Here is a 19848-nt window from a genome sequence, read left to right as displayed (position 1 = left end):
CATGGAGGAATTGAGCATGTCTGAAGGAGTGGTCGAAGGCCGGGTCGCGGTCGTCACCGGCGCCGGCAACGGGATCGGCCGGGCGCACGCCCTGGCGTTCGCCGCGCACGGTGCGAAGGTCGTGGTCAACGACCTGGGCGGCGGGCGTGACGGCGCGGGCGCCTCGGCCGGGCCCGCCCAGAGTGTGGTCGACGAGATCGTCGCGGCCGGCGGCGAGGCGGTGGCCAACACGGACGACATCTCCACCTGGGAGGGCGCCGGCCGGCTCGTCCGGCAGGCCGTGGACACCTACGGCGGCCTGGACGTACTGGTCAACAACGCCGGCATCCTGCGCGACCGGATGATCGTGTCGATGACCGAGCGGGACTGGGACAGTGTGATCGCCGTCCACCTCAAGGGCAGCTTCGCCACCCTGCACCACGCGGCCGCGTACTGGCGCGAGCGCGCCAAGTCCGGTCAGGACAACGACGCCCGGGTGATCAACACGACCTCCCCGTCCGGCATCTTCGGCAACCCCGGCCAGTCCAACTACGGCTCCGCGAAAGCCGGCATCGGCAGTCTCACCCTCATCGCCGCCGCCGAACTCGCCCGCTACGGCGTGACGGTGAACGCCATCGCGCCCACCGCGCTGACCCGGCTCACCGAGGACATCGAGATGATGAAGCAGGCCGCCGAGAGTCAGGACCTGACCCCCGAAGCCATCTCCCCGCTGGTGGTGTGGCTGGGCTCCGCGGCGTCGCGCGAGGTCACCGGCCGGGTGTTCGGCGTCGTCGGAAACCGGATCACCGTTCTGGAGGGCTGGGTCAACGGCCCCGCCGCGAGTGCCGACACCCGCTGGACGCCGGAGGAGCTGTCCTCCGTCGTCCCGAACCTGGTGGCCAAGGCGGCTCCGAACGCCGACGTCCTGGGCAACCGGAACGGGGCATGAGATGACGACGACGCAACGCCCCGTTGCCGAGGGCCTGTTCACCTGGCCGCCTGCCACCGCGCCCCTCCGGCTGATCGGTTCCGAGTGCAGGGTGTGCGGGCTGGTGAGCTTCCCGGCGGCCTCGACCTGTGTCCGGTGCGCGAGCGACGAGTCGAAGGAACGGCTCCTGGCGGACCACGGCACGCTGTGGACGTACACGACCCAGGACTTCCGCCCGCCGTCCCCGCCGTACGACGGCCCCGAGACCTTCGAGCCGTACTCCGTCGGATACGTCGAGCTCCCCGGCGAGCTGCTGGTCGAGGCCCGGCTCACCGAACCCGACCCGGAGAAGCTGCGGATCGGGCAGGACATGCGCCTCACGCTGGTGCCCTACACCGTGCAGGACGACGGCACGCAGGTCATGACGTTCGCGTTCGCCCCCGCCGAAGAGTCCGCCCCGTCCGAGGAGGAGACACCGTGACCGAGGCCGTCATCATCGGCGTGGGGCTCCACCCCTTCGGCCGTTTCCCCGGAAAGCCCGCGCTGGACATGGGCGCGGACGCGGTACGGCTGGCGCTCGCCGACGCGGGCGTGAACTGGCCGCAGATCCAGGGCGGGTACATCGGCAGCTACGAGGTCGCCAACCCGGACGCGATCGTCGGCCGGCTCGGCCTGACCGGCGTACCCCTGCGCGGTGTCTTCAACGGCTGTGCGACGGCCGGTACGGCGGTGGCGCTGGCCGCCCGGGCGATCGAGAGCGGTGAGCACGACCTGACCATCGCGATCGGCCTGGACAAGCACCCGCGCGGCGCGTTCGCCGCCGACCCGTCCGTGGCGGGCATCCCCTCCTGGTACGGGCAGACCGGGCTCTTCCTCACCACCCACTTCTTCGGCATGAAGATCAACCGCTATATGCACGAGCACGGCATCTCCCACGAGACGCTGGCCCGCGTGGCCTCGAAGAACTTTCGCAACGCGGCCGGGAACGAGAAGGCCTGGCGCCGTACGCCCTTGTCGCCCGAGGAGGTCCTCGCCTCCCCGGTCCTCAACTACCCCCTGCGCCAGTTCATGTACTGCGGCCCGAACGAGGGCGCCGCGGCCGTCGTGATGTGCCGGGCCGACCAGGCCCACAAGTACACCTCCACCCCCGTGCGGGTCCGCGCCACCGCCCTGCGCAGCCGCAGGCTCGGCGCGTTCGAGGTGCAGAGCCCGTCGTTCCCCGTGGGGGAGCCCGTGGACAGCCCGAGCGTGGACGCCTCCCGGGAGGCCTACGAACGGGCGGGCATCGGCCCCGAGGACGTCGACGTCGCCCAGCTCCAGGACACCGACGCAGGGTCGGAGATCATCCACATGGCGGAGAACGGTCTCTGCAAGGACGGCGAGCAGGAACGCCTGATCGCCGAGGGCGCCACCGAGATCGGCGGCCGGCTCCCGGTCAACACCGACGGCGGACTGCTCGGCAACGGCGAACCGATCGGCGCGTCCGGACTGCGCCAGATCCACGAGATCGTCCTCCAACTGCGCGGTACGGCGGGGAACCGCCAGATCCCCGGCACCCCGCGCGTCGGCTACACGCACCTGTACGGCGCGCCCGGCGCGTCGGCGGTGACGATCCTCTCCACCTGAACCTCTCCACCCGAACCTCTCCACCTGACAGCCCCCTCCACCTGACAGCGGAGCGAACACGCGATGGCACAGGACATGCAGGACTTCGCCGCCGAGGCGCGCCGCTTCCTCGACGCGCACGCGGCTAAGGCCCCCGACCGCGCCGCCTTCACCTGGGGCGAGGGCGACGACTCGATGGCGTACTTCAGCAGCCTCCCTCCCGAGGAGGACCGCGAGCACGTGCAGCGGGCGCGGGAGTGGCAGCGGATCCGCCACGAGAACGGCTTCGGCTGGATCACGGGACCGGTGGAGTACGGAGGCCGGGGCCTCACCCCCGTCCACGATCTGCTCTACGACGCCATCGAGGCGGAGTACGACGTGGCCGACACCGGCGTGCTGAGCGTGGTGGGCCTCGGCATGATCGGGCCGACGGTCCTCGCCCACGCCCAACCGCACCTCAAGGACCGCTGGCTGCCCGCGATGTACCGCGGGGACGCCATCGCCTGCCAGCTGTTCAGCGAGCCCGGCGCCGGATCGGACCTGGCGAGCGTGGCGACCCGAGCCGTCCGCGAGGGCGAGGACTGGGTGCTGAACGGGCAGAAGGTGTGGACCTCGGTCGCCCAGCACAGCCAGGTCGGCCTCGCGCTCACCCGGACGAACCCGGACGCGCCCAAGCACCGCGGGATCACAGCCTTCCTGGTCCCCATGGACACCCCCGGAGTCGAGGTCCGGCCGCTCAGGCAGATGACCGGCGGCGCGGACTTCAACGAGGTCTTCCTCACCGACGTACGCATCCCCGACGACCACCGTCTCGGCGAGGTCGACGGCGGCTGGACCGTCGCCCTGACCACCCTGATGACCGAGCGCGCGACGGTCGGCAGTGAGGGCGCGGGCCCGGTGGCCGCCGCTCTGTCCCCGGACCGGCTCTCCGCGCTGATGCGCGCCACCTGGACCTGGGACGACCGCGCCCTGCGCGCCCGCCTCGCCGAACTCCTGGTGGACGCCATGGCCACCGAACACCTCAACACGCGGGCCCTGCGCAAGTTGCGCAGCGGGGTCGCACCGGGCCCCGAGATGTCCGTCTCCAAGCTGATGTACGGGCAGAACCTGACCCGGGCCGCCCACTTCATCGCGGACGCCCTCGGCCCGCGCGCGATCGCCGACACCGGCCAGTGGGGCACCTACGCCTGGACCGAACTGCTTCTGGCCACTCCGGCGTTGCGCATCCTCGGCGGCACCGAGGAGATCATGAAGAACATCCTCGCGGAACGGGTCCTCGGCCTGCCCAAGGAACCGGTGGCCGCCGCTGCCAAGGAGGCGCGTCCGTGATCGCCGACGACAGTGAACTGCGGCAACTGCGGGACTCCGTCAGGGAGTTCCTGGATGCCAAGTCGCCCGAGGAAGCCGTGCGCAAGCTCATTGAGAGCCAACCGCGCTTCGACCCGGCGGTGTGGGCCCAGGCGGCCGACCAGCTACGGCTGCCGGGGCTGGTGATTCCCGAGGAGTACGGCGGCGACGGCTTCGGGCTCGTCGAACTCGGTGTCGTCCTGGAGGAGATGGGCCGTGCGCTGTTCTGCGCGCCCTTCTTCGCCACCGTTGTCCTGGCGGCCCACGCCCTGCTTGCCTCGGGAGACAAAGACGCCTGCGCGCGCCACCTCCCCGGCATCGCCTCCGGACGGTCCACGGCCACCCTCGCGGTCGCCGAGGACCACGGCTCCTGGGACCCCGCCATGGTCTCCGCGCGCGCTGTACCGGACGGGGACGGCGGCTGGACGCTGCGCGGCCGCAAGTGCTTCGTCGTCGACGGGTCGACGGCCGATCTGATCCTCGTCGTCGCCCGTACCGTCGCCGGTCCCACGCTCTTCGCGGTGGAGCGGGAGGCCCCGGGACTCGTGGCGGAACCGATGGAGACGATGGACGCCACCCGGGCCATGGCCCGGCTGACGTTGGACGCCGTGCCCGCGACGCGCATCGGCGGGGACGGGGCGGGTGGCCGCATCATGGCCAAGGTCCTGGACATCGCCACGGTCGCGCTGGCCGCCGAACAGGCGGGCGGGGCGCGCAGGTGCCTGGAGATGAGCGCCGAGTACGCCCGTACCCGGCACCAGTTCGGCCGGCCCATCGGCTCCTTCCAGGCGGTCAAGCACAAGTGTGCCGACATGCTCGTCCAGGTGGAACTGGCCGAGGCCGCGTCCCGGGAGGCGGCCCGGCTGGCCGCCGAGGACTCCCCGGACTTCCCGGTCGCCGCGGCGGTGGCGCACGCCTGCTGCTCACGGGCGTACGTGTTCGCGGCGATGGAGAACATCCAGGTCCACGGTGGCATCGGCTTCACCTGGGAACATCCGGCCCACCTGTACTTCCGGCGGGCCAAGTCCTCGCAGCTGCTGTTCGGCGGCCCGGCGGTCTACCACGAGCGGCTGCTGGACCGGCTCGGGATCTGAGGACCGCGACAACGGAAGGGCCCCGGGGTATCCCGGGGCCCTTCCGTTGCGTACCACTCAGGCGTGTGCCCGTGTGCCAGTGTGGGCCGATCAGCCGCGTGCCGCCTCGCCCAGCAGTGCCTTCGCGATGATGACCTGCTGGATCTGGCTGGTGCCCTCGTAGATGCGGAACAGCCGGGCGTCGCGATAGAAGCGCTCGACGGCGACCCCCCGCATATAGCCCGCACCGCCGTGGATCTGCACCGCGCGGTCCGCGACGCGCCACACCATCTCGCTGGCGAAGTACTTCGTGCAGGACGGGCCGATCTTCGTGTCCGTACCGGCGTCGAAGGCGCGGGCCGCCTCCAGAACCGTGGCGCGCCCGGCGTAGTAGTCCGTCATGGAGTCGGCGATCAAACCCTGGACGAGTTGGAAGGAGCCGATGAGCTTGCCCGACTGACGACGCGTACGGGCGTACTCCACCGACTCGTCGACCAGGCGCTCGGCCATGCCCACACACAGGGACGAGATGTGCACCCGGCCGTGCGCGATGCAGCCCATCGCCGTGGAGAAGCCCCGGTTCAGACCGTCCTCACCGCCGACGAGCGCGGAGGCCGGTACGCGGACGTCGTCGAAGAACACGTCCGCGGTCCAGGCGCCGAACTGGCCCATCTTGTGGTCCCTGGGGGCCACGGTGAGGCCGGGGGTGCCGGCCGGGACCAGGAAGGTGGAGATGCCCCGGGTGCGCGGGGCATCGGGGTCGGTGCGGGCGAAGACCATGAAGACGTCGGCGAGGGGCGCGTTGGTGATGTACCGCTTGGCCCCGTTGATCACCCACTCGTCGCCCTCCAGGTGCGCCTTCGTGGTGAGCGTCGAGGGATCCGAACCCGCTTCCGGCTCGGTCAGCGCGAACGACGCCAGGACGTCGCCCGAGGCGATCCTCGGCAGCCACCGCGCCTTCTGCTCCTCGGTGCCGCCGACCATGAGGACGTGTCCGGCGATGCCGTTGTTGGTGCCGAACATCGAGCGCAGGGAGGGGGTCGTGTAGCCCAGCTCGAACATCAGCTGGGCCTCCTCGTACATCGACAGCCCCAGCCCGCCGTACTCCTCGGGCAGGGCGAAGCCGAACAGGCCCATCTTCTTGGCCGCCTCGCGGATGTCCGCGGGCATCTCGTCCTTCTCGTCGATCTCCGCCTCGAGCGGCACGACGCGCTCCCGGACGAAACGCCGGACCTCGGACAGCACCGCGCTGAAGTCAGCCGCGTCCATGTCGACTCCCTGATAGTCCTGGTTGCACTCAGTGATCTGTTTCGGTCTTGTCCGGCTTCTGCTCCGGCCGGTAGCACAGCGCCAGCAGCGCCGTGGCGCTCACCGTGCCGAGCCCGGCCGCCAGCAACGCGGGCCCCGTGCCGGCGCGTTGGCGGGGCAGCAGGCCGTCGAGCGAGTACCGGCCGTTGCCCAGGGCGGCCAGTGCGACGGCCGCGCCGCCCACGACACCGACGTACTCCCAGCCCCCCTTGAAGACGAAGAAGCCCTTGCCGCGGTGGTCGGTCCGCGCGGCCACGGTCATCAGGCCCACGGCCGCCGCGGCGGGGAGCGGGTTGGCCGCGCCCAGGGCGATGCCCACGCCCGCGGCCATCTCGGTGCCGGCCGCCATACGGGCGTGCACCTCGGCCGGCTTGAGGCCCAGCGCCTCGAACCAGCCCGTGGTGCCCTTGAGCCCGCCCGGTCCGGCGACCTTGTTCCAGCCGTGCGCGAAGAGCATCGGGCCGAGGGTCGCGCGCAGCACGAGGGCGGCGGCGTCGTGGCCCTTCACTGGCCGACGCCCGTCGCCCGGCCCGCCGGCACAGCGCCGTACAACTGCGGTACCGCGTCCACGAGTTCCTCGTAGGTGAGGGCCTGGCCGGACTGGCTGGGGTGGATGCCGGCCACGGTCCAGCCCTGCAGGCGGTTGAGCCGGTTGCCCTCGATGCGCAGGACCTGGCCGGTCAGCCAGGCCGCGCTGTCGGAGGCCAGGTAGACGACGACACCGGAGGCGTTGGCGGGATCGCGCGGGTCGAAGCCCTCGACGGCCTTAAGGGACTCGCCGACGGCCAGCCCGTCCGTCATCCGCGTGGCCGCGATCGGCGAGATGGCGTTCGCGGTCACACCGTAGCGGCGCATCTCCAGGGCGGTGAGGACGGTGAGCCCGGCGATGCCGGCCTTCGCGGCCCCGTAGTTGGACTGGCCCTGGTTGCCGAACAGGCCGGTCCCGGAGGTCGTGTTGATCACGCGGCCGTTGACCCGCTCGCCCCGCTTCGACGCCTCGCGCCAGTACGCGCACGCGTGCCGGGTGAGCGCGAAGGTGCCCTTCAGGTGCACCGCGATGACGGTGTCGAACTCGGCCTCCGTCATGGAGAACAGCATGCGGTCGCGCACGATGCCCGCGTTGTTCACGACGATGTCGAGGCGGCCGAACTCCGCGACGGTGTCCGCGACCATGGTCTCGGTCGCCGCCCAGTCGGTCACCGAGGAGTGGTCGGCGATCGCCCGGCCGCCGAGCTTGGTGATCTCGGCGACGACCTCGTCGGCGGGGGAGTCGCCGGTCTGCTCGCCGTGTATGCCCGAGCCGAGGTCGTTCACCACCACGGTCGCGCCGGCCTCGGCGAGCGCCAGACAGTGCGCCCTGCCAAGCCCTCTTCCGCCGCCGGTGACGATGGCGACCTTGTCGTCGAGGATGCCCACGCCGTACCTCCAGATATGTGAGTTCAGTTGAGTTCGCGGAGCACTTCGTCGGTGTGCTCGCCGAGGGTCGGTGCGCCGCCGCGCGGCTTCTCGTCGACGCCCCAGAAGGCGACGGGCGTGGCCACGGTCCGCAGTGGCGGCGCGTCACCCATGCCCGGCTGTTCGACGAACGCCCCGACCGCCTCCGCCTGCGCGTCGGCCGCCACCTCCGCCAGGGTCTGCACGGGCGCCCACCACACGCCCTCGGCGTCGAAGCGCTCAGCCCACTCGTCCAGCGGCCGCTGCGCGAACTCCTCGTCGAACACGGCGATCAGCTCACGTACGTGGCCGCGCCGGGCCTTGCCGGTCGCGAACCGCTCGTCCGTCGCCAGGTCCTCGCGGCCGAGCGCCTTGACGACACCGGGCCAGTGCCGGTTGCCCTCCAGGCCGATCAGCCAGAACCAGCGGTCGTCGGCGGCCCGGTAGGAGTTGTAGAGAGGGGACTCGTGCTCGGTGCGGTGGCGGGTACGGCCGCGCTTGCCGAAGAAGTTCTGCAGGGCGAGGTCGTTGCCGTTGGCGTACGTGCCGGAACGGAGCAGGGACACGTCCACCACCCCGCCCTCGCCGGTGCGTTCGCGTCGCAGCAGCGCGGCCAGCACGCCGGCGACCAGGTTGGCCGCGGCCGTACGGTCGCCGAGGCCGGGCCGGATGCCGGGCGGTGGCTCCCCGGCCGGGTTGAGCATGGCGGCGATGCCCGGCCGGGCCCAGAACGCGGAGACGTCGTACCCGGCGCGGTCGCGCTCGGCGCCCGTCCAGCCGTAGCCCGTCAACGTGCCGACGACCAGGCGGGGGTGGCGAGCCCGTAGCTCGTCGGGTGCGAGGCCCAGCCGCTCCAGGGCGCCCGGGCGGAGGTTGGTGACGAACACGTCGGCGCGTTCCAGCAGCCGCTCCAGTACGTCCTTGCCCTCCTGGGATCGCAGGTCGAGGACGATGCCGCGCTTGCCGCGGTTGTCGGTCTCGAACGGGGGCGCGCTGTCGATGTCCTGCCCGACGTGCTTGAGGGTGTACCGGTTGGGGTCGCCGGTCGGCGCCTCCACCTTCACCACGTCCGCGCCCCAGTCGGCGAGCATGGTGGCCGCGGCCGGTGCCGCCACCCACATGCCCAGCTCGACGACGGCAATGCCTTCGAGTGGCCGCACGGTCCACCTCCAGATCTGTCGGGGTGCCTGTCACACGCCTGCACACGCTTGGACACGCCTGCTACACGCCGCGGAAGTCGCCCGGTCGGCGTTCCCGGAAGGCCTTGAGTCCCTCGGCCCGGTCCTCGGTGCAGAAGAGCACCGAGACGGTCTCGCGCTCGTACGCGATGGCCGCCTCCAGGTCCATGCCGAGTCCGTAGTCGATCAGCCGCTTGCCCGCCGCGAGCGCCAGCGGGGCCCCGGCCGTCAGCTTCGCGGCCAGGGCTTCGGCGGTCTTGAGCGCGCCGCCGGGCTCGGCCAGTTCGTTGACCAGCCCGAGCGCGTGAGCCCGCTCCGCTTCGAGCGGCTCGCCGGTGAGGATCATCTGCTTGGCGATCGCCGGTGGTACGAGGCGGGGCAGCCGCTGGGTGCCGCCCGCGCCCGGCAGCACGCCGAGCTTCATCTCGGGCAGGCCGAGCCGGGCGCCGCGCTCCGCGACCCGCAGGTCGCAGGAGAGGGCCAGCTCCAGACCGCCGCCGAAGGCGAACCCGTGGACGGCCGCGACCGACGGTTTGGGGAAGTCCTCCAGGAGCGCGTACGCCTCGGTCAGGCGCCCCACGAAGGCACGGAACTGCCCGGGTGTCGTGCAGGACTCGATCTCACCGATGTCGGCGCCGGCCGAGAAGGCCCGTCCCGCACCGGTCACGACCAGGGCACGTACGTCGTCGTTGTCGCGGACGTCGGCGAGGGCCTGTTTCAGCTGTTCCACGGTCTCGGAGCCGATGGCGTTGAGCTGCCCCGGCCGGTCGAGCGTCAGCACGGCGATTTGGTCGCGGAGTTCGACACGCAGCACGGTGCTCACCTCAGACCATCGTGAGGCCGCCGCTGACCGAGAGCGTCTGCCCGGTCATGTAGGCGGCGTCGTCGGACGCGAGGAAGGCCACCACACCGGCGATCTCGTCGGGCTGGGCGACGCGGCGCAGCGGGATGGCCCGCACCGTGGCGTCGTACATCTTCTGGCTGTAGTCGGCGACCTGTCCGAGCAGCGCGGTGTCGGTCGGCCCCGGGCAGACGCTGTTGACGGTGATGCCGTGCCTGGCGACCTCGCGGGCCAGCGCCTTGCCGAAGGCGATGACCCCGCCCTTCGTCGCGGAGTACACCACCTCGCCGGACGAGCCGACGCGGCCGGCGTCCGAGGCGATGTGCACGATCCGGCCGCCACCGCTTTCGATCATCGAGTCCAGTACCGCCCGGGTCACCGTGATCGTGCCGCGCAGATTGACGTCGATGATCCGGTCCCAGGTGTCCTTGGTGCTGTCGACGAAGCGGCCGATGACATCGACGGCCGCGTTGTTGACCAGTACGTCCACCGGACCGAGCTCGCCGCTCACCCACTCCACGGCCGCGTGCACGGCCGCGCTGTCGGAGATGTCCGCGCCGACCCCCGTCGCCCGCACTCCGTACCGCTCGACGAGTCGGCCCGCGACCTTGGCGGCGGCCTCCGGGTCCAGGTCGCAGACGGCGACCGCGGCTCCCTGAGCGGCGAGCCGGTCGGCGATCGCCTCGCCGATGCCGCGTCCCGCTCCGGTGACGAGTGCCACCTTGTCCCGTACGCTCACGCGCCCTCCCTCGCCCAGGTCCCGATACAGCGCTATCGTATAACTACTTCAGCTAAATAAGCGAGATGCGTGAGTGGAGTCGAACATGCGCCGAACGATCTTCACCGAGGAGCACGAGCTGTTCCGCGAGACCGCCCGCACCTTCTACCTGCGCGAATGCGCCCCGTACGCCGAGCAGTGGGAGCGCGACGGCCAGGTGAGCCGGGCCGCGTGGGCGGCGGCGGGCAAGGCAGGACTCATCGGCTGGCAGTTCCCGGAGGAGTACGGCGGCCAGGACATCCGGGACTTCCGCTACAACGCGATCATGGCGGAGGAGATGGCGGCCACCAGCTCGGTCGGCATCGGGCTCGGGCTGCAGAACGACGTCATCCCGCCCTACCTGATGAACCTCACCACACCCGAGCAGAAGGCCCGCTGGCTGCCCGGCGTGATCAGCGGCGAGACGATCTGCGCCCTCGCGCTGTCGGAGCCGTCCGCAGGGTCCGACCTCAAGGGCATCCGCACCACCGCACGCCGGGACGGCGACGAGTGGGTGATCGACGGCTCCAAGACCTTCATCACCAACGGCATCCTGGCCGACCTCGTCGTCGTCGCCTGCAAGACCGACCCGGAGGCGGGCCGCAAGGGCATCAGCCTGATCGTCGTCGAGCGCGGCACCGAGGGCTTCGAGCGCGGGCGCAAGCTCGACAAGGTCGGGATGAAGGCCCAGGACACCGCCGAGCTCTTCTTCCACGAGGTCCGGGTCCCGGCCGAGAATCTCATCGGAGAGGAGGGGCGCGGTTTCTATCACATGATGGGCAACCTCCCGACCGAGCGGCTCGCCATCGCCGTCTCCTCGCTGGCGGCTGCCGAGCGGGCCTACGAGCTGGCACTGGACTACGCCAAGACCCGTACGGCCTTCGGGCAGCCCATCGGGGAGTTCCAGGCCAACAGGTTCGCGCTCGCCGACGTCAGGGCCAGGCTGAACGCCGCCCGCGTGTACGTGGACGGCTGCATCATGGCCCTGGTCCAGGGCGAGCTGACGGCCGAGGAGGCCGCCGCCGCCAAGTACTGGACCTCCGAGACCGGCTGGGAGGTCATCGACCGCTGCATGCAGCTCTTCGGCGGCTACGGCTACGTCAACGAGTACGAGATCGCCCGCATCTGGCGGGACAGCCGGGTGCAGCGGGTCTTCGGCGGAACCTCGGAGATCATGCTGGAGATCATCGGGCGGTCGCTGGGCCTGTAGTCCACGGTCCGGGGTGTTCTGAACTTATTGACTACCTTGGATAAATAGGTTAGCTATTTAGCCTGGATGTGCGCAGCGTTGCGCGGTCTCTAGGAGGTATTCGTGGTCACGGTCGATGTGAAGCTGCACCAGGACAGGGCTGAGCACGACCTGCCGCGGCCGCGTCTGGTCATCGGCGGCAAGGACGTCACCGACACGAGCGGCGGACTCCACGAGCACCGCAACCCGGCGACGGGCCTGATCCAGGCGCACATCCCGCTCGCCGGGCCCACCGAGGTGGACCAGGCCGTGGCGGCCGCCCGCCAGGCCTTCGAGGTGTGGGGCACCATGCGCCCCGCCGAGCGCCGCCGGCTGCTCACCCGCTTCGCCGGACTGCTGCGCGACCACGTCCCCGACTTCGCGGCGATCTGCCCGCTGGAGAACGGCGTGTGCGTCGGCGGCTGGGCGGAGAACGTCGGACCGCACGTCGCCGAGTGGACCGAGTACTACGCCGGCTGGGCCGACAAGATCGAGGGCATGGTCGGCGCGGCCTACAGCCCGCACGAGAACGTCGAGTACACCATCGCCGAGCCGTACGGCGTCATCGGCCACATCATCACCTGGAACTCGCCCGCGCTGTCACTGGCGATGAAGGTCCCGCCGTCGCTCGCCGCCGGCAACACCGTGGTCATCAAACCGGCCGAGTCCACGCCGTTCTCCGCACTGCTCTTCGCCGACCTGGCCCGCGAGGCCGGCATCCCCGAGGGCGTGATCAACGTCGTCACCGGGCTCGGCGACGCGGGATCGGCCCTGGTGACCCACCCCGGCGTCGACAAGATCTCCTTCACCGGCGGTCCCGCCACCGCGCGCCGCATCATGGCCGACGCGGCACTGAGCCTCAAGCCGGTCGTGTTCGAGCTCGGCGGCAAGTCCGCCAACCTGCTCTTCGCCGACACCGACCTGGACACCGTGGTCCCGTACTGCGCGGCCTTCGCCATGAGCAACACCGGGCAGGGCTGCGCACTGCCCACCCGCCTCCTGGTGGAGCGCCCGATCTACGAGGAGGTCATCGCGCGGGTCACCGGTGTGATCGCCCACCTGCCCGTGGGCGACCCGCTCGACCCGACGACGTACATCGGACCCCTCATCAACGAAGCCGCCCGCGAACGCGTCCAGGGCATGATCGACAAGGCGGTCGAGGACGGCGCCGGCCGGCTCGTGTTCGGCGGCGAACGCATCGACTCCGACGGCTACTTCGTCTCGCCGACCGTCTTCGCGGACGTCGACAACCGCAGCGACCTCGCCCAGCAGGAGGTCTTCGGCCCGGTCCTGGCCATCACCCCGTTCGACAGCGAGGAGCAGGCCGTCGCCCTGGCCAACGACAGCGAGTACGGCCTGTCCGCCTACATCCAGTCCCGTGACATCGCGCGCGTCAACCGCCTGGTGCCGCGCCTGAAGGCCGGGACGGTCTACGTCAACCCCGGTCCGAATCCGATCACTTCGCCCGCCACGCCGTTCGGCGGTGTCGGCATGAGCGGGTTCGGGCGGGAAGGCGGCAAGGCCGGTCTGGACGAGTTCATCAACGTCAAGGGCGTGGGCATCGGTCGCGTCTGACCGCCCCACCTCTCCAAGCCTTTGGAGCCAACAGCATGCATTCCGCCCGCCGCCTGACGTTCGGCGACATCATCCGTGAGCACCGAAGGTCCTTCCCCGACGGAGTCGCCCTCGTCGACGGCGACGTCCGGCTGACCTGGCCCCAGCTGGATGAGCGCACCAACCGACTCGCAGGCGCCCTCGCGGACGCGGGCGTCGGCTCCGGCGACCGCATCCTGTGGCTGGGCCAGAACTCCTTCCGGATCTGGGAGCTGCTCGGCGCCGCCGCGAAGATCGGCGCCATGGTCTGTCCCGGCTACTGGCGCTGGGCCGCCCCCGAGATGGCCTTCGCCGTCGAGGACTTCGACCCCAAGGTCGTCGTCTGGCAGGACGAGGAGATCGGCGACACGGTCGCCAAGGCGCGCGCCGAACTCGGCAGCGACCACCGGGCGTTGTGGCTGCGTCACGACTCCGAAGGCGCCGACTCCTACGAGTCCTTCCTGGCCTCCGGCTCGCCCGAGTACCCCGTCGCCGAGGTCGACCCCGACGCGGCACTCCTGGTCATCTACACCGCGGCGATCTCCGGCCGACAGTCCGGCTCGATGCTCTCGCACCGCAACCTGCTGGCCATGGGCGCGAGCGGCGCCTGGATGGGGGACATCGGCACGGAGACCGCCTTCCTCGGCGCCGGACCCATGTTCCACATCGGCAACTACCAGTTCTGGGGCGTCCCGGCCTTCGTCCACGGCGGCAAGAACGTGGTCGTCCGCCGTGTGGTCGCCGAGGAACTCCTCCCGCTGCTTGCGGCGGAGCAGTGCACCCACGCCTACCTGATGCCCCCGACCATCGCGCAACTCGTCGCGCTGAACCGCGAGGCCCGCCACGACCTCTCCCACCTGCGCGCGAGTGTCGCCGCACCCCTGTGGCAGGGCACCGTCCCCACCGACCAGAGCCGCTTCACCCGCAACGGTGGCGGTGAGGGCCGCGGCTACGGGCAGACCGAGGTGACCGGCTTCGCGGTGACCGGCGCCTACGGCGGGGCGGGCGCGGGCAACGCGGGACGCCCCGGGCCCTTCACCGCCGTACGCGTCCTGGACGGCACCGGCACGGAGTGCGCGGTCGGCGAGGCCGGCGAGATCTGCGTCCGCGGCGACCTCGTGCACCTCGGCTACTGGAACCGGCCCGAGATCAACGAGGAACGCTTCCGCTTCGGCTGGTGGCACACCACCGACCTCGGCAGGCGCGAGCCCGACGGCACGATCAGCTTCCTCGGGACGACGACCCGCATGCTGAAGTCGGCGGCCGAGAACATCTTCCCGGCCGAGGTGGAGAACTGCATCGAGTCCCACCCCGCGGTGAAGGAGGCAGCCGTGATCGGTGTGCCCAACGAGCGCTGGGCGCAGGACGTGAAGGCGGTGGTGGTGCTTCACCAGGACGCCGACGGGGTCACGGCAGCGGACGTCATCGAGCACTGCCGGGCGCGGATCGCCTCGTACAAGAAGCCGAAGACGGTCGAGTTCGTCGAGGCGCTGCCGCGCACGAAGGACTACGCGAAGGACTACGAGGCGCTCGACGAGCGCTTCGGCGGGGGCGGTTATCCCGGCGGCGACACGCTCGGCGCGGGACGGTGACCTCGTGAACGGCCGCCAACCCGTCGTCGTCGGCGTGCACGCCACCGAGCAGGCGCTGACGCTGCCCGACCGTGACGCCATGGACCTCGCCCTCGAAGCGGTACGCGGCGCGATCGCGGACGCCGGACTGACCCCGGCCGACGTCGACGGCGCCCAGGTCGACTGGCCCGGCCCGGGCGGTGTACCCGGCGAGGGCAGCTCCTGGGCGCGGATGCTCGGCCGGGACCTGCGCTGGACCAGCGACTCGATGCTCGACAACGCCGGCTCGCGGGGCCTGCTGAAGGCGGCCGCCGCCATCAGCGCCGGATACGCGGACACCGTCGTCGTCGGCGGCTGCAAGCTGGTCTCGCGCGGAGCCGGTCCTGTCGGAGCCGGGGTGCCACTGGAGTTCGCCGACGTGTGGGGCAGTTATGTCGTCGCCCAGTTCGCCTTGGTGGCGGCACGGCACATGCACGAGTACGGGACGACGTCCCGGCAGCTCGCCGAAGTCGCCGCCACGATCCGCAACAACGGCACCACCAACCCGGAGGCGATGATGTACGGCCGCGGACCGTACACCGCCGACGACGTCCTCGCCTCCCGGATGGTGGCCACGCCCTTCCACCTGCTGGACTGCTGCATCGTCGGCGAGGGCGGCGCCGCACTCGTGGTGACGACCGCCGAACGGGCCCGCGACCTGCCGCACCCGGCCGTCGCCGTACTCGGTGGCGGCATGGAGTACCACCAGGCCGCGTACGCCAACCCGGCCCTGTACCGAGAGGTCGGGCAGCTCGGCCGGGACGCCGCGTCCCGCGCCTACGACATGGCCGGCGTCAGCCCCCACGAAGTGGACGTCTTCTCCCTGTACGACCCCAACTCCTTCGAGATCATCCGGCAGTTGGAGGCACTCGGACTGTGCGGCGAGGGCGAGGGCGGTCCGCTGGCGGCCAGCGGTGCCATCGCCGTGGGCGGCAAGCATCCCGTCAACCCCGACGGCGGCTGTCTGTCGTACGCCTGGAACGGGACGCAGCAGATGACGCTCAAAGTCGTCGAGGCGGTACGGCAGTTGCGCGGCACCGCCGTGCACCAGGTCGAGGGCGCCGAGCTGGCGGTCGTCGGCAACGCCGGCTCCGGCGCGCAGCACTACGAGATGAGCCTGCTGGGGAGAATGCGATGAGCCGGCCCGTACCCGTCCCCACCGAACTGTCCGAACCGTTCTGGGACGCGGCCCGACGCGGCGACCTGGTCGTCCCGTACTGCTCGACCTGCGACCTGCGCTTCTTCGTCCCCGAGCCGGCCTGCCCCGGGTGCATGGCGCCGGACTGGCGGTACGTGCCCAGCGGGGGCCGGGGGACGGTCTACTCGGTGACCGTGGTGCACCGCGCACCGGGCCCCGGCTTCGACACGCCCTTCGCGCTCGCCGTGATCGACCTCGACGACGGCGGCACCCTGCTCTCCCACGTCGACGCCGGCGATCCGGACGCCGTCGGCATCGGGATGCGCGTACGCGTCGACTTCCGGCCCCTGACGGACGAGATCACGCTGCCCTGTTTCGTGCCGGAATGTTGATCGCATCGGTTCAGACCGATGCCTGTGAAGCACCCTAAAGTGTATTTAGATAGTGGTATCCAGATGGCTTCGGCGCGTCATCGTGCGGCACGGCACGGCACGGCGCGCTCGGCGCGGTGGTCGTCGCCGACACCCGGCGGCTGGAGTCCAGCTTCGCGTCCATCGACTTCTTCGAGAGCCGCGGCATCCCGTTCGTGATCGGCGTGAACTGCTTCCACGGCCGCCAGGAACGCGACGAGTGGGAGATCCGCGAAGCGCTGGACCTGGACCCGGAAGTCCCGTTGGTGATGGGGGGCATGCGGCAGCGGTCGGTCGGCCGCGATCTGCTGCTCGCGCTGGCCGATCATCTCATTGCCGCGAACTCGGTAACCTAGTTCAATCAGTTATCTAGTAGAGTTGACCGTCTACCCGGTGCTCGGGCTGTGTCCCGCACCTGTGGGTCGGACGGAGGTGGGCCCGGTGATGAGTGCGGCGGGGCGGCAGGGCGGTGGCGGTGGCGGGGTGAACGGTGTCAAGGTCCGCGTCCCCAAGATGGCCGAGCTGGTGGCGGCACAGCTGCGCCGCAAGATCGTGCGCGGGGAGCTGACCGAGGGCGAGGCGCTGCCGGCCGAGTCGGCGCTGATGGCGGAGTTCGCCGTCTCCCGGCCGACGCTGCGTGAGGCGTTCCGGGTGCTGGAGTCGGAGTCGCTGATCAGCGTGCGCCGGGGCGCCCGGGGCGGCGCACGGGTGCAGACCCCGGAAGGCACGGTCGCGGCCCGGTACGCCGGCGTGGTCCTCGAATACCGGGGCACGACCCTCAAGGACGTCTACGACGCCCGTACGGTCATCGAGGCACCGTGCGCCGGTCTGCTGGCCGCGGGGCGCACGGACGAGGACCTGGAGCGGCTGCGAGCCGCGGTCGCCGAGGCCGAGGCGCTGATGGACGATCCGTCGGCCTTCATCCGCGCCCACATGGAGTTCCACGCCCTGGTCGTCGAACTGGCGGGCAACGAGACGCTGAGCGTCCTCAACGGCATGGTCCGGAACATCATCGACCAGGCGAACTGGTCCCACGTCGACCTCGACGCCGGCAGCCCCGAGAACATACGGGCCAACCGCCGGGGCTTCCGCGCCCACGGCGCGCTCGTCGAACTGGTGGCCGCGCGCCGGACCGAGGCCGCCGAGGAACTGTGGCGCCTCCACCTCCAGGAGGCCGAGGACTACCTGCTGCAGAACAGGTCCATGACCACCGTCCTGGACCTGCTCGGCTGACGTCCCACACCTGCTCGGCTGAGCGTCACTCGGGTGTGCGCAACTCCTGGACGATGGGCTCCCACACCTCGGCGTCGATCTCGTACGCCGTGTAGAAGGACACCCGGTCGACCAGCGCCCCGTACCGTCGCCGGATCTCACCCGCGACCCGCTCCGGTTCCGCCACGACCGCGAAGGTGTGCAGCACCTCGTCGTCGACGAGGCGGCTCATCGCCTCCCACTTGTCCTCGCGCCGGGACGTCGACAACGCGTGCAGCTCGTCGCCGAGTTCGCCCCAGCCGTGCAGCTCCAGAACCCCGCGATAGGCGGGCGTACTGCCGTAGAAGGCGATCTGTCCACGGGTGCCGTCGATCGCGCGGGCCATCTCCTCCTCCGTGCGGCCGGTCGCGGTCAGCAGCAGATGGGAGACGGCGAAGTCGGCGCGCGTACGGCCGGACGTGGCGAGCCCCGCCTCCACGGTCGGCAGGGTCACCTCCCGCAGGTACCGCTCGGTGGTGAAGCCGTGCGCGAGGAGCCCGTCGGCGACCTCGCCCGCCACCTTGGTCATCGCCTGACCGACCGCGGCCACGAACACCTTGGGGGCGCCGCCGGGAGCGGGCGGGGGAGAGAAGAAGGGCGACATCAGGGTGTGCGAATAGAAGTCGCCGCGGAAGTTGAGCTTCCCGCCCTCGTTCCAGGCCGACCAGATGGCGTGCAGCGCGCTCACGTACTCCCGCATGCGGGCCGCGGGCCGGCTCCACGGCATGTCGAAGCGCCGCTCGATGTGCGGCTTGATCTGGCTGCCGAGACCGAGCGAGAAACGGCCGCCCGCGTAGGTCTGCAGGTCGTGCGCGGTGTACGCGAGCTGCATGGGGGAGCGGGCGAAGGCCACGGCGATGGCCGTCCCCACCTCGAGGCGGTCGGTGTGCTCGGCCGCCAGCACCAGCGGCAGGAAGGGGTCGTGCTTGGACTCCGACGCCCACAGGCCGTCGTAGCCGGCCTTCTCGTGGTGCCTGGCCTCCTCCACGACCTCCGTGGTGCTCCACACGTTGAGCTTGCCGTCGACCTTCATGCCGCTCCCTTGTCCGTTTCCATGCCGATTCTCCGTGCGAGCAGCTCCCGGTGGTACGCCGGATCCCCGAACAGCAGCTGTGACGTCTTGGCCCGCTTCAGATGGAGGTGGGCCGGGTGCTCCCAGGTGAAACCGATGCCGCCGTGCACCTGGATGTTCTCCTCGGTTGCCTGCAGACAGGCCTCGGAGCAGAACGCCTTGGCCAGGCTGGCCACCGCGGGCAGCTCCGGGTCCTCGTTCTCGGCGGCGAGCAGGGCGTAGTGCGCGGCGGCGCGCGCCGACTCCACCTCGAGGAGGACGTCGGCGAGCAGATGCTTCACGGCCTGGAAGGAGCCGATCGGCCGCCCGAACTGGTGCCGCACCTTGGCGTAGTCCACCGCCATGTCGAGTGCGCGGGAGGCCACACCGACCTGCTCGGCGGCCAGCGCCACCGCGGCCCGGTCGAGCACCTCCGACACCAGGTCCCATCCGTCGCCGTGCGTGCGCAGCCGGGTCGCCGGCACGTCCTGGTAGTCGAGGCGCGCCTGCCGGCGGGTCGGGTCCATCGTGGGCAGCGGCTCACGGGTCAGGCCGGCCGCGTCGCCCTCCACGCAGAACACCCCGATGCCGTCTTCGGTGCGGGCGACGGTGAGGACGACATCGGCGGTGGCACCGTCCAGGACGAACATCTTGTGCCCGGTCAGCAGCCAACTCCCGTTGCCTTCACGAGCGGTGAGCCGGACCCCCGCCGCGTCCCAGCGGGCGGAGTCCTCGGTCAGGGCGAGTGTCCCGACGAGTTCGCCGGAGGCCAGGCCCGGCAACAGGCGCTTGCGGGCGTCCTCGTCGGCGCAGCGCAGCAGCGTGGTCGTCGCCAGCACGGCCGAGGACAGGAACGGCGCGCACAGCAGCGCACGGCCCATCTCCTCCATCACCACGCCCACTTCGACCGGCCCGCACCCGGCACCGCCGTACTCCTCGGGGACCGCCAGCCCCTGCAGCCCGAGCTCCGTCCCCATCCGGCGCCACAGCACCCGGTCGAAGCCCTCGGACGTCTCCATCAGGCGCCGCACCTCGGTCTCCGGCGAGGTGTCCGCCAGGAACGCCCGCACCGTGCGCCCCAGTTCGGCCTGCTCCTCGCTGAACGCGAAGTCCATGC

The 19848-nt window shown here is 71.0% G+C and carries 19 protein-coding genes and 1 pseudogene; 12 read left to right on the top strand and 8 right to left on the bottom strand.

Annotated features, from left to right (window positions below; translation table 11 throughout):
• The first annotated feature begins 16 nt into the window (after nt 1-16).
• The 5 genes from ACFWWR_RS07565 (at nt 17) to ACFWWR_RS07545 (ending at nt 4953) form a co-directional block, all read left to right on the top strand.
• Entirely contained in the window at nt 17-928 is a 912-nt protein-coding gene (locus tag ACFWWR_RS07565) for an SDR family oxidoreductase (protein WP_383859765.1), read from the top strand.
• Between the two features lies 1 nt (nt 929).
• Nucleotides 930-1388 (top strand): Zn-ribbon domain-containing OB-fold protein, encoded by a 459-nt coding sequence (locus ACFWWR_RS07560; RefSeq protein ID WP_384302442.1) that lies wholly within the window; start codon nt 930-932, stop codon nt 1386-1388.
• The gene (locus ACFWWR_RS07555) at nt 1385-2533 is read left to right on the top strand and encodes a thiolase family protein (RefSeq protein ID WP_384302440.1); all 1149 of its coding nucleotides are present in this window, start codon (nt 1385-1387) and stop codon (nt 2531-2533) included. The genes ACFWWR_RS07560 and ACFWWR_RS07555 overlap by 4 nt, the downstream gene beginning before the upstream one ends.
• A 63-nt stretch (nt 2534-2596) precedes the next feature.
• Nucleotides 2597-3841, top strand: a complete 1245-nt coding sequence (locus ACFWWR_RS07550) for an acyl-CoA dehydrogenase family protein (protein WP_384302439.1) — start codon at nt 2597-2599, stop codon at nt 3839-3841.
• Nucleotides 3838-4953, top strand: coding sequence for an acyl-CoA dehydrogenase family protein (locus ACFWWR_RS07545; protein WP_383859776.1), 1116 nt, complete (start codon nt 3838-3840; stop codon nt 4951-4953). The genes ACFWWR_RS07550 and ACFWWR_RS07545 overlap by 4 nt, the downstream gene beginning before the upstream one ends.
• A gap of 90 nt (nt 4954-5043) precedes the next feature.
• On the opposite strand, the gene ACFWWR_RS07540 is transcribed toward ACFWWR_RS07545, so the two are convergent.
• The 6 genes from ACFWWR_RS07540 to ACFWWR_RS07515 form a co-directional block, all read right to left on the bottom strand.
• Nucleotides 5044-6201, bottom strand: a complete 1158-nt coding sequence (locus ACFWWR_RS07540; RefSeq protein WP_383859778.1) for an acyl-CoA dehydrogenase family protein — start codon at nt 6199-6201, stop codon at nt 5044-5046.
• A 28-nt stretch (nt 6202-6229) separates the two neighbouring features.
• Entirely contained in the window at nt 6230-6748 is a 519-nt protein-coding gene (locus ACFWWR_RS07535) for a DoxX family protein (RefSeq protein ID WP_384302437.1), read from the bottom strand.
• A complete protein-coding gene (locus tag ACFWWR_RS07530) occupies nt 6745-7656 on the bottom strand; it encodes an SDR family NAD(P)-dependent oxidoreductase (RefSeq protein ID WP_383859784.1) in 912 nt (303 codons plus the stop codon). The genes ACFWWR_RS07535 and ACFWWR_RS07530 overlap by 4 nt, the downstream gene beginning before the upstream one ends.
• 23 nt (nt 7657-7679) lie before the next feature.
• The gene (locus tag ACFWWR_RS07525) at nt 7680-8834 is read right to left on the bottom strand and encodes a CaiB/BaiF CoA transferase family protein (protein WP_383859787.1); all 1155 of its coding nucleotides are present in this window, start codon (nt 8832-8834) and stop codon (nt 7680-7682) included.
• 61 nt (nt 8835-8895) lie between these two features.
• On the bottom strand, nt 8896-9675 hold the full coding sequence (locus ACFWWR_RS07520) for an enoyl-CoA hydratase/isomerase family protein (protein WP_383859790.1): 780 nt from the start codon (nt 9673-9675) through the stop codon (nt 8896-8898).
• 1 nt (nt 9676) lies between these two features.
• A complete protein-coding gene (locus ACFWWR_RS07515) occupies nt 9677-10432 on the bottom strand; it encodes an SDR family NAD(P)-dependent oxidoreductase (protein WP_384302435.1) in 756 nt (251 codons plus the stop codon).
• Nucleotides 10433-10517: 85 nt separating this feature from the next.
• On the opposite strand from ACFWWR_RS07515, the gene ACFWWR_RS07510 reads away from it, so the two are divergent.
• The 7 genes and pseudogenes from ACFWWR_RS07510 to ACFWWR_RS07480 all read left to right on the top strand — a co-directional run bounded on the left by ACFWWR_RS07510 (nt 10518) and on the right by ACFWWR_RS07480 (nt 17662).
• Nucleotides 10518-11660, top strand: coding sequence for an acyl-CoA dehydrogenase family protein (locus ACFWWR_RS07510; RefSeq protein WP_384302433.1), 1143 nt, complete (start codon nt 10518-10520; stop codon nt 11658-11660).
• 102 nt (nt 11661-11762) lie between these two features.
• Nucleotides 11763-13253 (top strand): aldehyde dehydrogenase family protein, encoded by a 1491-nt coding sequence (locus ACFWWR_RS07505; RefSeq protein ID WP_384302431.1) that lies wholly within the window; start codon nt 11763-11765, stop codon nt 13251-13253.
• A 35-nt stretch (nt 13254-13288) separates the two neighbouring features.
• Complete coding sequence (locus ACFWWR_RS07500; protein ID WP_383859802.1) at nt 13289-14863, top strand: AMP-binding protein; 1575 nt, start codon at nt 13289-13291, stop codon at nt 14861-14863.
• A gap of 4 nt (nt 14864-14867) precedes the next feature.
• Nucleotides 14868-16019 (top strand): thiolase family protein, encoded by a 1152-nt coding sequence (locus ACFWWR_RS07495; RefSeq protein WP_383859805.1) that lies wholly within the window; start codon nt 14868-14870, stop codon nt 16017-16019.
• Nucleotides 16016-16411, top strand: a complete 396-nt coding sequence (locus ACFWWR_RS07490) for a Zn-ribbon domain-containing OB-fold protein (protein WP_383859808.1) — start codon at nt 16016-16018, stop codon at nt 16409-16411. Before ACFWWR_RS07495 ends, ACFWWR_RS07490 begins: the two co-directional genes overlap by 4 nt.
• A gap of 98 nt (nt 16412-16509) precedes the next feature.
• A pseudogene (locus ACFWWR_RS07485) lies at nt 16510-16785 on the top strand (ATP-binding protein); the annotation flags it as partial.
• 88 nt (nt 16786-16873) lie between these two features.
• Complete coding sequence (locus ACFWWR_RS07480; RefSeq protein WP_384302429.1) at nt 16874-17662, top strand: FadR/GntR family transcriptional regulator; 789 nt, start codon at nt 16874-16876, stop codon at nt 17660-17662.
• A gap of 25 nt (nt 17663-17687) precedes the next feature.
• Here ACFWWR_RS07480 and ACFWWR_RS07475 read toward each other — a convergent pair whose 3' ends face one another.
• Entirely contained in the window at nt 17688-18713 is a 1026-nt protein-coding gene (locus ACFWWR_RS07475; RefSeq protein ID WP_384302427.1) for a TIGR03617 family F420-dependent LLM class oxidoreductase, read from the bottom strand.
• Nucleotides 18710-19846: an acyl-CoA dehydrogenase family protein gene (locus ACFWWR_RS07470; protein WP_384302425.1), complete on the bottom strand. Its 1137-nt coding sequence runs from the start codon at nt 19844-19846 to the stop codon at nt 18710-18712. The genes ACFWWR_RS07475 and ACFWWR_RS07470 overlap by 4 nt, the downstream gene beginning before the upstream one ends.
• Nucleotides 19847-19848: the final 2 nt, after the last annotated feature.

The sequence above is a fragment of the Streptomyces sp. NPDC058678 genome, assembly GCF_042714835.1.
Classification (GTDB): Bacteria; Actinomycetota; Actinomycetes; order Streptomycetales; family Streptomycetaceae; genus Streptomyces.
Note: the sequence above shows the minus strand (reverse complement) of the source record. Positions and strands in the feature narration are given on the sequence as shown.

What these genes read in the sequence shown, in the direction of transcription:
- ACFWWR_RS07565 (WP_383859765.1), top strand. Translation starts at nt 17, where the DNA reads ATGTCTGAAGGAGTGGTCGAAGGCCGGGTCGCGGTCGTCACCGGCGCC.
- ACFWWR_RS07560 (WP_384302442.1), top strand. Translation starts at nt 930, where the DNA reads ATGACGACGACGCAACGCCCCGTTGCCGAGGGCCTGTTCACCTGGCCG.
- ACFWWR_RS07550 (WP_384302439.1), top strand. Translation starts at nt 2,597, where the DNA reads ATGGCACAGGACATGCAGGACTTCGCCGCCGAGGCGCGCCGCTTCCTC.
- ACFWWR_RS07540 (WP_383859778.1), bottom strand. Translation starts at nt 6,201, where the DNA reads ATGGACGCGGCTGACTTCAGCGCGGTGCTGTCCGAGGTCCGGCGTTTC.
- ACFWWR_RS07510 (WP_384302433.1), top strand. Translation starts at nt 10,518, where the DNA reads ATGCGCCGAACGATCTTCACCGAGGAGCACGAGCTGTTCCGCGAGACC.
- ACFWWR_RS07500 (WP_383859802.1), top strand. Translation starts at nt 13,289, where the DNA reads ATGCATTCCGCCCGCCGCCTGACGTTCGGCGACATCATCCGTGAGCAC.
- ACFWWR_RS07490 (WP_383859808.1), top strand. Translation starts at nt 16,016, where the DNA reads ATGAGCCGGCCCGTACCCGTCCCCACCGAACTGTCCGAACCGTTCTGG.
- ACFWWR_RS07480 (WP_384302429.1), top strand. Translation starts at nt 16,874, where the DNA reads ATGAGTGCGGCGGGGCGGCAGGGCGGTGGCGGTGGCGGGGTGAACGGT.
- ACFWWR_RS07475 (WP_384302427.1), bottom strand. Translation starts at nt 18,713, where the DNA reads ATGAAGGTCGACGGCAAGCTCAACGTGTGGAGCACCACGGAGGTCGTG.
- ACFWWR_RS07470 (WP_384302425.1), bottom strand. Translation starts at nt 19,846, where the DNA reads ATGGACTTCGCGTTCAGCGAGGAGCAGGCCGAACTGGGGCGCACGGTG.